The 12,906-nt window shown below is 63.4% G+C and carries 11 protein-coding genes and 1 pseudogene; 2 read left to right on the top strand and 10 right to left on the bottom strand.

Annotated features, from left to right (window positions below):
* Positions 1 to 21: 21 nt before the first annotated feature.
* Entirely contained in the window at positions 22 to 1,341 is a 1,320-nt protein-coding gene (locus L0U84_RS41640) for an MFS transporter (protein ID WP_233859676.1), read from the top strand.
* Between the two features lie 86 nt (positions 1,342 to 1,427).
* Here L0U84_RS41640 and L0U84_RS44325 read toward each other — a convergent pair.
* From L0U84_RS44325 to L0U84_RS41600, 9 genes and pseudogenes are all read right to left on the bottom strand, one after another.
* Positions 1,428 to 1,514 (bottom strand): annotated as a pseudogene (locus L0U84_RS44325) (class II aldolase/adducin family protein); the annotation flags it as partial.
* A 57-nt stretch (positions 1,515 to 1,571) separates the two neighbouring features.
* Positions 1,572 to 2,663: a porin gene (locus L0U84_RS41635; RefSeq protein ID WP_233859674.1), complete on the bottom strand. Its 1,092-nt coding sequence runs from the start codon at positions 2,661 to 2,663 to the stop codon at positions 1,572 to 1,574.
* A gap of 68 nt (positions 2,664 to 2,731) precedes the next feature.
* Entirely contained in the window at positions 2,732 to 3,748 is a 1,017-nt protein-coding gene (gene dmpG, locus L0U84_RS41630) for a 4-hydroxy-2-oxovalerate aldolase (protein ID WP_233859668.1), read from the bottom strand.
* A gap of 13 nt (positions 3,749 to 3,761) precedes the next feature.
* Positions 3,762 to 4,712 (bottom strand): acetaldehyde dehydrogenase (acetylating), encoded by a 951-nt coding sequence (locus tag L0U84_RS41625; protein ID WP_233859664.1) that lies wholly within the window; start codon positions 4,710 to 4,712, stop codon positions 3,762 to 3,764.
* Between the two features lie 13 nt (positions 4,713 to 4,725).
* On the bottom strand, positions 4,726 to 5,544 hold the full coding sequence (locus tag L0U84_RS41620; protein WP_233859662.1) for a 2-keto-4-pentenoate hydratase: 819 nt from the start codon (positions 5,542 to 5,544) through the stop codon (positions 4,726 to 4,728).
* A gap of 123 nt (positions 5,545 to 5,667) precedes the next feature.
* Positions 5,668 to 7,206: a bifunctional 3-(3-hydroxy-phenyl)propionate/3-hydroxycinnamic acid hydroxylase gene (locus tag L0U84_RS41615; protein WP_233859660.1), complete on the bottom strand. Its 1,539-nt coding sequence runs from the start codon at positions 7,204 to 7,206 to the stop codon at positions 5,668 to 5,670.
* A gap of 29 nt (positions 7,207 to 7,235) precedes the next feature.
* Positions 7,236 to 8,477 (bottom strand): MFS transporter, encoded by a 1,242-nt coding sequence (locus tag L0U84_RS41610; protein ID WP_233859658.1) that lies wholly within the window; start codon positions 8,475 to 8,477, stop codon positions 7,236 to 7,238.
* Between the two features lie 75 nt (positions 8,478 to 8,552).
* Positions 8,553 to 9,407: a 2-hydroxy-6-oxo-6-phenylhexa-2,4-dienoate hydrolase gene (gene bphD / locus L0U84_RS41605; RefSeq protein ID WP_233859656.1), complete on the bottom strand. Its 855-nt coding sequence runs from the start codon at positions 9,405 to 9,407 to the stop codon at positions 8,553 to 8,555.
* 53 nt (positions 9,408 to 9,460) lie between these two features.
* Positions 9,461 to 10,516, bottom strand: coding sequence for a VOC family protein (locus tag L0U84_RS41600; protein ID WP_233859655.1), 1,056 nt, complete (start codon positions 10,514 to 10,516; stop codon positions 9,461 to 9,463).
* Between the two features lie 115 nt (positions 10,517 to 10,631).
* Here L0U84_RS41600 and L0U84_RS41595 point away from each other — a divergent pair, with 115 nt between their 5' ends.
* Positions 10,632 to 11,351, top strand: a complete 720-nt coding sequence (locus tag L0U84_RS41595) for a TetR/AcrR family transcriptional regulator (protein WP_233859654.1) — start codon at positions 10,632 to 10,634, stop codon at positions 11,349 to 11,351.
* 204 nt (positions 11,352 to 11,555) lie between these two features.
* Here L0U84_RS41595 and paaK read toward each other — a convergent pair whose 3' ends face one another.
* Positions 11,556 to 12,881, bottom strand: coding sequence for a phenylacetate--CoA ligase PaaK (paaK, locus tag L0U84_RS41590; RefSeq protein WP_233859653.1), 1,326 nt, complete (start codon positions 12,879 to 12,881; stop codon positions 11,556 to 11,558).
* Between the last annotated feature and the right edge of the window lie 25 nt (positions 12,882 to 12,906).

Below are 12,906 nucleotides of genomic sequence, written 5' to 3'. Positions count from 1 at the left end.
CCAACAACAGGAGACACATCCATGAACGCTACCGGGCCACTAGCCGGCACGCCGAGCGGCTCGCGCCGGTCCAAAGCCGCGACCGTACTGCGCGTGACGAGCGGCAACTTCCTCGAACAGTTCGACTTCTTTCTGTTCGGCTTCTACGCCACGTCGATCTCGAAGATATTCTTTCCGGCGTCGAGCGAGTTCGCGTCGCTGATGCTGACCTTCGCCGTGTTCGGCGCGGGCTTTCTGATGCGTCCGCTCGGCGCGATCTTTCTCGGCGCCTACATCGACAGGGTGGGCAGGCGTACCGGCCTGATCGTCACGCTGTCGATCATGGCGAGCGGCACGATCCTGATCGCCTGCGTACCGGGCTATGCGACCATCGGCCTGCTCGCGCCCGCGCTGGTTCTGCTCGGGCGGCTGTTGCAGGGTTTCTCGGCGGGCGCGGAGTTGGGCGGCGTGTCGGTGTATCTCGCGGAAATGGCCACGCCCGGCGCAAGGGGCTTCTACACGAGCTGGCAGTCGGCCAGCCAGCAGGTGGCGATCGTGATGGCGGCGGCGCTCGGCTACGGACTGAATCACTGGATGAGCGCGCAGCAGATCGGCGCGTGGGGCTGGCGCATTCCGTTTTTCATCGGCTGCGCGATCGTGCCGTTCCTGTTCATGCTGCGCCGCTCGCTGCAGGAAACCGCCGCATTCGAGGCGCGCCGGCATCATCCGCAGACGCGCGAAATCTTCGCAATGCTGCTCAGCAACTGGCGCACGGTGATCGCAGGCATGCTGCTCACCGCGATGACGACAACCACCTTCTACCTGATCACCGTCTACACGCCGACCTTCGGCAAATCCGTGCTCAAACTGTCGACGTCGGACAGCCTGATGGTGACGTTGCTGGTGGGCGTGTCGAACTTCATCTGGCTGCCGATCGGCGGCGCGCTATCGGATCGGATCGGCCGCAAGCCGATTCTGCTCGCCATTTCGATCCTGGCGATCTTCACCGCGTATCCGGCCTTGTCCTGGCTCGCCGCAGCGCCTAGCTTCGGCCGCATGCTGAGCGTGCTGCTGTGGTTCTCGTTCTTCTTCGGCATGTATAACGGCGCGATGGTCGCCGCGCTCACCGAGGTCATGCCGGCGGAAGTGCGCGTCGCGGGTTTTTCGCTGGCGTTCAGTCTCGCGACGGCGGTCTTCGGCGGTTTCACGCCGGCCGTATCGACCTTCCTGATCGAAGCCACGCACGACAAAGCCGCTCCCGGCTACTGGCTCAGTTTCGCCGCGCTGTGCGGGCTGGCCGCGACGCTTGGGCTCTATCGGCGGCGCACGGGGCGGGAGGCTTCGACGGCTTCGTCGGCGTGAAGCTTTTTGCGCGTTGCCGCTGATACGCTGATCCGGGTGCAGAGGGCGCCGCCAGTCATGGCGGCGTCCTTACTATTTTTCGCCGCCTATTGCCGATACGATGGATCGATCCGGTCCAGCTTGCGCAGCAGCGCGGGCCATTCCATCACGCCGTACGGGCGGATGATTTCAGGCCCGCCGCGTTTCCCTGGCGGGCCCGATCCGGATGAAACTACGGGAACAGCCGGATATCAGAACGCAGTGCGAAGGCCGACGCGCGCGATGGCCTGGGACGTCGTGCTGGACGATCCGGTCGGACCCATGATGCCGTTGATGGCAGCCTGCGCACCCGCGCTCGCTTTCTGATAGACGCCCTGCGCATAGACCATGCTCCGCTTCGACAGCGAGTAGTTCAGCGTTGCGCCAAGCTGATTCGCGTGGTTGTTCGCGAGTTCCTCGTTACCCTTCATGTACATATAGTTCGCACCGAAAGACCACGCCGGGGTGATCTGCCAGCTCGCGCCGACTTGTGCGGCATAGGCAGCGGCACCGTTGTACGAGTTGCGCACGGTCGTGAAGTCCGCGACCGTGTAGACGGGGCCGATTACATAGTGTGCGCCGACACCCCAGTTCGTGATCGGAATCTGCGGCGAGCCGTTGCTGGAGCCCGGATATTTCGCCTGTGTGTAGGCGGCTCCGACGCCGAACGGACCGGCACCGTAATTCAGCCCGAAACTCATGGTCGAGTTCGATCCGAACGAGCCCGCCACTCCGCCAGGCGAATACAGTGCGCCTGCGGACAGGCCCGCAAACACCGGAGATTGATACTTGATCGAATTGGCCGTCGGCGTGCCGCTCGTGCGGCTCCAGTCGAACCAGCCTGTGGGGTTTTGCGGAATGTTCAGCTTCTGGAACGGGCCGGCGGCGAAGTTGTACAAGCCGCCAGTGAACACGGCGGGAGCATTGCCTGCTTCGGTCAGCGAGGTCGACATGAAATCGTAGACATTGCCGAAAGTCAGCTTGCCGAAGCTCGAACTATCGAGGCCCACGTAAGCGTTCCGCCCGAAGATTCCCGGTTGTACGGTCGCGCCCGTGCCCAGCTGGAACTGGTTCTCCAGCTTGAAAATCACCTTGTTTCCGGCGCCGATATCCTCGGCTCCCTGCAAGCCGAACAGGTTCGGCGTAAAGATGCCGTCGTCGAACTTCGTTACCGAATGTCCACCCTGGTTCGACACATAGGAGACGCCGCCATCTATCAGGCCGTACAGCGTGACGTTGCTCTGCGCGAAGGCGTACCCAAAAGGCAGGGATCCTAAAAGAATTGCAATGGAATGCTTCTTCATTCCCGTCTCCAGACTGTTTATCTAATCGATCTTTTTTCAGCTTCAATGAGGCGGCTAATCCGCTCTCATCAGGCCTTGCTTACCTGCTTCAAGTCGAGCGCCACGTCGACGATCATGTCTTCCTGGCCGCCGACCATGCGGCGCTTGCCCAGCTCGACGAGAATGTCGACGGTCTTCAGGCCGTATTTCTTCGCGGCCACTTCGGAATGACGCAGGAAGCTCGAATACACGCCCGCATAGCCGAGCGCGAGCGTTTCGCGGTCCACACGAACCGGCCGGTCCTGCAGCGGACGCACGACGTCGTCGGCGGCGTCCATCAGCGTGTAGAGATCAGTGCCGTGATTCCAGCCCATGCGCTCGGCCGCCGCGATGAACACCTCGAGCGGTGCATTGCCGGCACCCGCACCCATGCCCGCGAGCGATGCATCGATGCGGTCGCAGCCTTCTTCCACCGCGACCATCGAGTTCGCCACGCCGAGCGACAGGTTGTGATGCGCGTGCATGCCCGTCTGCGTTTCGGGTTTCAGCACGGCCTTCACCGCTCGGAAGCGCTCGCGTACGTCGTTCATCGTCAGCGCGCCGCCCGAGTCGACCACGTAGATGCAGGTCGCGCCGTAGCTCTCCATCTTCTTCGCTTCGACGGCGAGATTCTCCGGCGTGGTCATGTGGCTCATCATCAGGAAGCCGACAGTGTCCATGCCGAGTTCGCGCGCGTATTCGATGTGCTGCTTCGAGATGTCCGCCTCGGTGCAATGCGTGGCGACACGCACGATGCGCGCGCCCGCCTGGTACGCGGCCTTCAGATCGTGGATCGTGCCGATACCGGGCAACAGCAGCGTCGCGATCTGCGCGTGCTCGACGACGTCGGCCACCGCTTCGATCCATTCGAGGTCGCTATGCGCGCCGAAGCCGTAGTTGAAGCTCGACCCTTGCAGGCCATCGCCATGTGCGACCTCGATGCTGTCCACCTTCGCGCGGTCCAATGCGCGCGCGATGTCCTGCACGTTCTGAATCGAATACTGATGACGAATGGCGTGGCTGCCGTCGCGCAGCGTCACATCGGAGATATACAGTTTCTTGTCCATGCGGGAAGTGTCCTTAAGCCTCTGATGCCTGCACGAGCGCCTGCGCCATGCGCTCGGCGGTCGCGAGCGCGGCCGAAGTCATGATGTCGAGATTGCCCGCGTAGGCGGGCAGATAGTGCGCAGCGCCTTCGACCTCGATGAAGATCGACGTCTTCAGACCACTGAACTTGCCGAGACCCGGAATGTTCAGCGGTGCGCTAGCGGGGATTTCGTCGAACTGCACCTTCTGCTTCAGGCGATAGCCTGGCACGTACGACTGCACCGCGGCGGCCATCTGCTCGATCGACGCTTCGACCTTCGCGCGATCGGCGAGATCGGACAGCGTATAGACGGTGTCGCGCATCATCACCGGCGGCTCGGCCGGGTTGAGCACGATGATCGCCTTGCCTTTCGCCGCGCCGCCCACCACTTCGATCGCCTTCGAAGTCGTCTCGGTGAATTCGTCGATGTTCGCGCGTGTGCCCGGACCCGCCGACTTGCTGCTGATCGACGCGACGATCTCCGCGTAATGCACCTTCGCCACGCGCGACACGGCCGCGACCATCGGGATCGTCGCCTGTCCGCCGCACGTGACCATGTTCACGTTGAGCGCATCGAGATGCGTGTCGAGATTGACGACCGGCACGCAGTACGGGCCGATCGCCGCGGGCGTCAGATCGATCACGCGAATCGAAGGCTTCAACTTGCGCAACAGCGCATCGTTCTTCACGTGTGCGCCGGCCGAGGTCGCATCGAATACGAAGTCGATGTCTTCGAACCCGGGCAGACGCGTAAGACCTTCCACGCCTTCATGCGTCGTCGCGACGCCAAGCCGAGCGGCGCGCGCGAGGCCGTCGGAAGCGGCGTCGATGCCGACCATCGCCGCCATCTCCAGATGGCGGCTATTGCGCAGGATCTTGATCATCAGATCCGTGCCGATATTGCCCGAGCCGATGATCGCGGCCTTGAGTTTTTCGGAAGCCATGTGAAGTCCTGAATCAAGCGGTAAAGATCGCGCGGACGCTGCCGAGGCCTTCGATCTGCGCGCAGTAGGTGCCCGGTTCCTTGACGGCGACCATCGGGCCGAGCGCGCCGGTCAGCACGACGTCGCCGGCGCGAAGCGGCGTGCCGAGCTGGACCATCCGATCGGCGAGCCACACGGCGGCGTTCAGCGGATTGCCGAGGCAGGCCGCGCCGTTGCCGCGCGAGAGCACCTCGCCGTCGCGCGAGAGCGTCATCGCGCACGCAGCGAGGTCGATCTGCGAAAGCGACACGGGGCGGCTGCCGAGCACGAACAGCGCGCTCGACGCGTTGTCGGCCACGGTGTCGACGAAGCGGATGTCCCAGTTCTGGATGCGGCTGTCCACGATCTCGATCGCGGCCAGTGCGTACGCACTGGCGCGCAGGACGTCGACGAACGAATGCTTCTCGTGCGTGAGGTCGCGTTCGAGCACGAGTGCGATTTCGGCTTCGACCTTCGGCTGGATCAGCTTCGACAGCGGCATCGGTTCGCTGTCGCCGTAGGCCATGCTCTCGAACAGCGCGCCGAAGTCCGGCTGGTCGACGCCGAGCTGCTTCTGCACGGCGAGCGACGTGAGGCCGATCTTGCGACCGACGATCCGCTCGCCGTTCGCGATGCGCAGGTCGACGTTGGCCTGCTGCACCGCGTAGGCGGTGGCGATGTCGTCGAGCGGTAGGCCGCCCAGCGGTAGGCCGCCCCGCGCGATGTCGCCGCGCACAGGCGCTATGGTCTGGCGCGCCGCTTCAGCGTTGCGCAGGCGCGCGGCCAGCGCATTGACGACGGTGGCATCAAGCATATTGAAGTTTCTCCGTGGTTTGAGGCGTCGCGGATGGCGTGGCGGCCACCCGCGTGTCGGATCGCGGGCAGGCGGAATTAACCGCCCACCCACTCGTCGACCGAGGTGGTGTGGCGCAACGGGTCAGGCAGGTGCTGCAAGGCCGCTGACGTCGGCGCAGGCGACGAAGCGATCCGGTCGTAGTGCCACCGCGCGCGCACCGTACTTGCGCAACCATGGTCGCAGTACACCGTCGAGGTCGACGAATTCGTCGCAGCCCTGGGTGTGCTGATCCTGCTGGCGCAGCGCGATGTAGCGAGCGCCGAGCTGGTCCCACGCCGCCTTCTCATCCGGCGTGAGCAGCGTGGCGGGATCGACGTCGTCGCCGAGCAGCACGAAGCCATCGCCGAGCAGATCGTCCAGCCGTGCCATCACCCCGCGGTTGTCGCCCACGACCGGTTGCGGCACCATGCGGCCCACGATGCTGTCGCTAGCGAGCGGACCGCGCAGCCAGCCGGCCTGGAGCACCGGCGGCGCGATGAGCGGCTGCTCCGGCGCGTCCGGCGCAGGCGGTGCGTTGAGCGCGGCCTGTTCTTCCTCGGAGAGCTCCTGCTTGATGATGCGGCCGAGTTGAACCGCAAGTCCGGTATAGAACGCCGCGTTGGGCCGGCGCTCCGTCTCGTAGGTGTCGAGGAACGGCTCGGGCAGCGTACCGTTGAGCACGCGGGCGAGCTTCCAGCCCAGATCGAACGCGTCGCGCATTCCGGTTTGCATGCCCGCGCCAGCCCAGGGCGGCATCAGATGCGCCGCGTCGCCCGCGAGGAACACACGCCCGACCCGCCACTTGTCGGCCATCCGCGTATGGTGGCGGTAGAACGCGTACTGGTGAATTTCGACATCGTCCTCGGTGACGCCGAGCGCCTTCAGCAGCGGCCAGACGTCGTCGTTCGTCGCGAAGTCGGCTTCCGACTCGGTAGGCTTCAGCGGCAGTTCCCAGCGGTGGTTGCCGCCAGACAGTGCGATGTCCACCACCGGGCGTTCCTTGTCGGACCAGAACGTCAGCAGGTTGCGATCGGGCCACCAACGCTTGACGCGGCAGTCGATCACGATCCACTGCACGTCGAGCGTATCACCCAGCAGCTTCACGTCGAGCATGCCGCGCGTGGCACTGCTGCCGCCGTCGCAGCCGATCACATAGCGCACGCGGCTGCGTTTGGTTTCGCCCGTCGCAAGGTCTCTCGCGGTGACCGTGACGCCGCTTTCATCCTGCTCCAGCGACACGACCTCGAAGCCGTAGTGCACGTCGATGTATTCGGCGTGCTTTGCCGCGCATTCGCGCAACGTCGACTCCATCGTCGGCTGATAGATGTTGAAGAAGCGCGGCTTGATACCGAGCGTTGAAGGCGGGTGCTCGATGCGCAAGATCTCGGTGCCGTCATAGAGCATCCAGCGCAGCGCGCGTTGCGGATCGATCTGCTTCAACACGAGCTCGTCGACGCCGAGGTTCTGGAAGATGCGCATCGTCCAGTCGTTGACGGTGACGGCCCGTGCGCGCTGGTAAATGTCTTTGTGTTGCTCGAACGCGATGGTGGAAATGCCGTGTTTCGCGAGGGTCAGCGCGGCGATCACGCCGGTTGGTCCATAGCCGACGATGGCGACCTCGGCGTCGTACTCATAGGTCATATCTTGTCTCCACTAGATAGATTGGATGCTCAATGCGGCAGCGGAAATTGGGTGTGTGCGCCGATGGCTTCGGTCGGGCCACGTTTGAGCAGCACCAGTGCCAGCGCGATGACGGCGACGGCTGCGCAGATTGCCGCCAGCAGGCCAATCGCCGTGAACAGACTGCCTGTTTTGGCCGCTACGCCGGCCACGATCAGCGGACTGAGGAAGTTGCCGAGGAAAAAGGCCGCCATGTAACTGCCGGCACCGCGGCCGCGATGCGCGAACGGCAGGCGCACCATGATCCAGTTCAGCATCAGCGGCATCACGATGCCGCCACCAAAACACGCGATGAATGCACCGGCGACCAGCAGGTTGACATCGGCCACGCTGGACACGATGTAGAAGCCCGCCGCGATAACCGCGAACGAAACGACCAGCAACCGGTTGATGGCCCAGCCCGACAGTCGATGAAATACGTAGGCGCCGAACGGCACCCCAGCGTTGGCGATCGCACTGCCAATGCCGATGACGGCGGGAGTCGTCACGCCACGCGCCGTCAGCAGGAAGCTGATCTGGATCGTGATCACGAAGTACATCACGGCGGTGAACAGCGACATCACACAGACGTGCGAAATCTGACGCCACGCAAAGGGCAGACGAACGCTAGCTTCGGGGCGGTTTTCCCGGGTTTCGGCGGGCTCCCAAACGAACACGGCGATCAGAGGCAAAAACAGCGCCGCGCCGGCGTAGACGAGGAACGGCGTGCGCCAACCCGTGGCAAAACCTCCGAGAATGCCGCCCAGCGCGAACATCACCACGGCGACGATGGAGGCCGAACCGAGTTGGACGGTCAACCATTTTTCGCGTTCTTTTCCGCTGAAGTAGTCGGCGGTGAGCGTGGTCGAGATCGTGGTGATCGCGGCCTCGGCGATGCCGACCACGACACGCGTCGCGAGAATCGAGTAGAGGCTATGCAACCAGAACGGCAGTGCGCCCGCGACGGCGTAGATCGCAATCGAGATCAGGTAAAGCCGCTTGCGTCCGACGGCATCGATCAGCGCACCCATCAGCGGGCTGAACAGCGCGATCATCAGGCCCGGGATCACCAGCACGATCAGCGTGAGAACGTTCGCGTTCGGCCGGTCGGCGAACGCGCGCTGCATGAACGGCAGCACGGGGGCGATCAGCACGGCGCCCGCCGATGCGAGCCAGCAGGTCGCGACGAGCAGCCAGCCATGCAGACGGCCGGCGCTTGTTCCAGGAGATTCGTTCTCCGTATCAGTTTGCATAGATTGTCTCCATCTGGTCGTTATCGGAAATGGCACGCAGCCTGGATTCGACTGCGGTCCGTCGCCTCGTTTTTATTAGTTATTCAGGAAGTCGATGACGAGGCGGTTGAACTCGTCGGCGTGCTCCCACTGAGCCCAGTGGCCGCACTGAGGCAGGATATGGAGTCGTGCATCCTGCAACGTGTTGATCATGCGCAGGCCGTGATCGATGGGCACGAAGCGGTCGTCGCGGCCCCATGTGATCAGCGTCTTGTGGCCGATTTCCGGAAAGCGGGCGGACAGGTCCCATGTCGTCACGGGGCAGAGTTTCGAGCTTGCGATGAAGTTCTTCAGGTGGTTCAGGTTCGACTCGATGTTGCTCCAGCGTCCGCGGCGCAATTCGTCGGTGATTGCGCCAGGCCGGTACACGAACACTTCGAGCATGGCCTCGAAGTTCTCGTAGGTGGGTTCCGCATACAGCTTGAACATGCGCTTGATGCCTTCACCCGGCTGAGGCTGGATGATGCTCGGACCCTGAGCGCCAGGTCCCATTAACACCATGCGATCCAGGCGTTCCGGAAACTCGAGCGCGAAGCTCAGTGCCGAGGCTCCGCCCATCGAGTTGCCGACCAGATGCGCGTTGTCGATGCCGAGCGTGTCGAGCACCCCTTTGGTTGCGCGCGCGTTCAGCAGGTTGCGCGGCACGTCGCTGACGATCTCGCCTGATTTGTTGAAGCCGGGGCTGTCGATCAGCAGCACACGGAATCCCGCGTTCACCAGCGCGTCGACGTTGCGGTAGTAGTTGCTCCAGCCGCTTGCGCCGGGCCCGCCGCCGTGCAGCATCGCGACGGCCGGGCCATGACCGGCGTCGTTGAAATGGATGGTGAAATTCTCGAGTCCAGGTTCGTTGATCGTCACGAACTTGCTGGTACCGGCTTCGGTCAAGGTCATGCTTTGGCTCCAGGAATAGGGTCTTGCAGTCGATCTATGAGATGCGTCGGGATTCAATGCGCGTTCGGGGCCGGCGCGCCGGGCGGCGGATTCAGTTTGTGCCCCCAGTCGCTGAGTTCGGTGTAGCGCCTGATTTCCCATGTGTCGTCGTTCACTACGATGCCGCCCGCGCCGAATTCGATCGCGAAGCCGGACGGCGAGATCATGTAGAACGAAAACATCTGGTCGTTGGGGTGATGACCCAGTTCCATCAGGATCGGCACGCCGGCCTGTTTGCAGCGATCGTAGGCGAGGCCGACGTCGTTGGCATCGGTGCACTCGACCATGATGTGGTGGATCCGTTTGGGTACCGGGAATGGCACTTCCGCGACCGCCAGCGAGTGGTGACGTCCGCTGCGTGCGTGGAAGAAAGTAACGTCGAGGTTCACGCCCGGTGCGGCCTCGCCAGTGATGGAGTCGCTGAGTTTCAGGCCGAGCACGTCCTCGCAAAACGCCTTGGCACGCTCACTCTGCTTCGGCACGGTGACGAAGTGGCCGGCGCCCAGACGTCCTGTGCTGAACGCTCCGCGCAGTACCGGGGAGCGGAACGCGTCGCGCGTGTGAGCCCGGTATGCACAGCTGTAGAACTCGTGGCTGATGCCGTCGGGATCGTGGCATACGAAGAGGCGGGCTACGCGGCGCTGTTCAGCAGTTGCCCGGTCGGCTTCGGCGATCTCGGCGCCGCGGGCGCGCGCCTGATCGACGAAAGCGTCGAGCTGCGCATCCGTTTCGAACTCCCAGCCTGCGGCGAGGAAGTCGTCGAGTTCACTGTTGACCAGCAGAAATCGCTGCTCGTAGTCGTCCATACGCAGACCGAGCGATTCGCCGGCGACTCGTCTTCCAACCTGCAAACCAAGCACGTTGACGGCGAACTCCTCCCATGCTGTCAGGTCGCTTACGCCAAGAACCATATACCCCAGTGTCGACACGCTTTGCATAGCTCTCCTTATGTTCAGGATCTGATGACGGCCCATTGGCCTGAATTGTTGCGTAGCACTTTTCCGGTGCGCCCTCGTGTCTACATCGGGCGATGAGGAACGACGCCCGTCCCAGGTGCTGGTCTGGCTCATTCCCGCAGTTGAATTAGTGTACCGATCGGTCCAATCTAGAACAGCCAGGGCAAACCAGTAATGAACCGATCGGTCCAATACGGGAGGAAAGAGGGCGAAGCGGTATACTTTTGGGATGGAAAATGCACAGCAAATCGGCAATCGGCGCGGCCAGCGATCGCGCCAGGAAATCCTCGACGCGGCCGCCCGCGTGATGTCCGCCTATGGCTACACCGGCACCTCGATGTCGGCGCTGGTCGAAGCAACCGGAATCCCGAAGAGCGCGATTTATCACCATTTCGGCTCCAAGGCCGGGCTGTTGGCGGAGGTGATGGCCCAGGGCGCGCGGGGTTTTTTCGCCGCGATGCGCGAGGCTCACCAGAATCCTCCCGAGGACGGCACGTCGCGGGAGCGTCTGGGCTGGTACCTGAAGAAGACGGGGGAGGTGTTCGAGCACCGCGAGAACTTCCTGCGCCTGCTGGTCGTCATGGTCATGAGCAACGAGGCTGCGGAGCCCGAGGCGATCCAGACGGTGATCGAGGTACGCAACGAGGGCCGCGACTACATGCGCGAGATGATCCGAAATGCGTTCAGCGCCGAAGGAAACGACGTGGCGTCAGCGGTCGCCGAAGAACTGGCGTATTTCGGCATGCTCGGCTTCGACGGCGCGTTCGTTTCGTTTCAATCCGGCGACAACAGATCGATGGAAACGCACATGGCGCAACTCACCGATGCTCTGATCGCGCTAGGCGAAGCGTGTGCCGCATCGTTTCGGGAGGCGTCAGCGGCTGTGGGCCGCAAGCGCGAGGCTAAACTCGCTAAAGACTCTGTCAGGCAGGGGGAGAAGCGGCGCTAAAAGGAAGCGGTGCAGAAGGGGACGCCTGGATGCAGGCGTTGTACTTATGCCTGATGAGGATGCGCGGCGCCCATTTTCTGTTTCCGCGCACAGCGGTATTTGCAGGGCGCCCGGCATCCGGACGAGGTTGCGATCGAATAGCGGCGACGCACGATCACGCTGGTGCGTCGCCAAAACCACGTCCGCTCGCGCAGCGGCCGTTGCTTACAGGTTCGAGCCCCGCAGATCGACCACGCGTTTCGCCTTCCCCGTGGCGGTCATCGGGATATGTCCGGCCAGCGCGACCGAGACCGTCGTCGACACGCCCACCATCGTTTTGATGCGATGCTGCAGTTCGCGCGCGAGCGCCGCCCGATCATGGTCGCTCAACGACTCGCCGACTTCCGGCCGTGCTTCGACACACACACCCAGCGAATCCAGATGCCCGTCGCGTTTGACCGTCAACTGATACTGCGCGCTCAGCTTGGGGATCGCGAGAATCAGCTCTTCGATCTGGCTCGGAAACACGTTGACGCCGCGAATGATCAGCATGTCGTCCGAGCGTCCGGTGATCTTCGCGAGCCGGCGCATCGCGCGGGAAGTCGGGGGCAGCAGCGAGGTCAGATCGCGCGTGCGATAGCGGATGGCCGGCATGGCTTCCTTCGTCAGCGAAGTGAAGACCAGTTCGCCTTCGCTGCCTTCCGGGAGCACCTCGCCGGTTACGGGGTCGATGATTTCCGGGTAGAAGTGGTCTTCCCAGATCACCGGACCGTCCTTGCTTTCGATGCACTCCGCCGCGACGCCGGGGCCCATCACTTCGGAGAGACCGTAAATGTCGACCGCGTCGATTCCCGCGCGCGTTTCGATTTCACTGCGCATCGCCTGCGTCCACGGCTCGCCGCCGAAGACACCGACCTTCAGCGACGATTCGGCCGGATTCATCCCTTGCCGCGTCATCTCGTCGAGTAGGTTCAGCATGTAGGAAGGCGTGACCAGAATGATCGACGGTTCGAAGTCGCGGATCAACTGAACCTGCTTCTCCGTCTGGCCGCCGGACATCGGCACCACCATGCAGCCGAGCCGCTCCGCGCCGTAGTGAATGCCCAGTCCGCCCGTGAACAGGCCATAGCCGAACGCGTTGTGCAGCGTGTCACCGCGACGGCCGCCGGCGGCGCGGATCGAACGCGCGACGATGTCGGCCCAGGTATCGATGTCGCGTGCCGTGTAGCCCACGACCGTCGGCTTGCCCGTGGTCCCGCTCGATGCGTGCACACGCACCACCTGGTCGCGTGGCACTGCAAAGAGACCGAACGGATAGTTGTCGCGCAGGTCCTTCTTCGACATGGTCGGAAACTTTGCCAGATCGGCGAGCTCCTTCAGATCGTCCGGATGCACGCCGGCGGCATCGAACGCCTGGCGGTAATGCGGCACGTTGTCGTAGGCATGGCGGAGCGACCATTTGAGGCGCGTCAGTTGCAGCGCCTGCAGCTCGTCGCGGCTGGCACGTTCGATCGGTTCGAGTTCGTCGGATTGGGGGGTGCGTCGGACCATGGGAGTCTCCTGATTACTGGAATTG

The sequence above is a fragment of the Paraburkholderia sp. HD33-4 genome, from assembly GCF_021390635.1.
Taxonomy (GTDB): Bacteria; Pseudomonadota; Gammaproteobacteria; order Burkholderiales; family Burkholderiaceae; genus Paraburkholderia.
The sequence above is the reverse complement of the archived record's forward strand: the minus strand, read 5'-3'. Positions and strand labels throughout refer to the sequence as shown.

Excerpts from the sequence above, each read along its gene's own strand:
- L0U84_RS41620 (WP_233859662.1), bottom strand. The coding sequence starts at position 5,544 with ATGCTTGATGCCACCGTCGTCAATGCGCTGGCCGCGCGCCTGCGCAAC.
- L0U84_RS41595 (WP_233859654.1), top strand. The coding sequence starts at position 10,632 with ATGGAAAATGCACAGCAAATCGGCAATCGGCGCGGCCAGCGATCGCGC.
- L0U84_RS41600 (WP_233859655.1), bottom strand. The coding sequence starts at position 10,516 with ATGAGCCAGACCAGCACCTGGGACGGGCGTCGTTCCTCATCGCCCGAT.
- paaK (WP_233859653.1), bottom strand. The coding sequence starts at position 12,881 with ATGGTCCGACGCACCCCCCAATCCGACGAACTCGAACCGATCGAACGT.
- L0U84_RS41635 (WP_233859674.1), bottom strand. The coding sequence starts at position 2,663 with ATGAAGAAGCATTCCATTGCAATTCTTTTAGGATCCCTGCCTTTTGGG.
- L0U84_RS41640 (WP_233859676.1), top strand. The coding sequence starts at position 22 with ATGAACGCTACCGGGCCACTAGCCGGCACGCCGAGCGGCTCGCGCCGG.
- L0U84_RS41615 (WP_233859660.1), bottom strand. The coding sequence starts at position 7,206 with ATGACCTATGAGTACGACGCCGAGGTCGCCATCGTCGGCTATGGACCA.
- dmpG (WP_233859668.1), bottom strand. The coding sequence starts at position 3,748 with ATGGACAAGAAACTGTATATCTCCGATGTGACGCTGCGCGACGGCAGC.
- bphD (WP_233859656.1), bottom strand. The coding sequence starts at position 9,407 with ATGACCTTGACCGAAGCCGGTACCAGCAAGTTCGTGACGATCAACGAA.
- L0U84_RS41625 (WP_233859664.1), bottom strand. The coding sequence starts at position 4,712 with ATGGCTTCCGAAAAACTCAAGGCCGCGATCATCGGCTCGGGCAATATC.
- L0U84_RS41610 (WP_233859658.1), bottom strand. The coding sequence starts at position 8,477 with ATGCAAACTGATACGGAGAACGAATCTCCTGGAACAAGCGCCGGCCGT.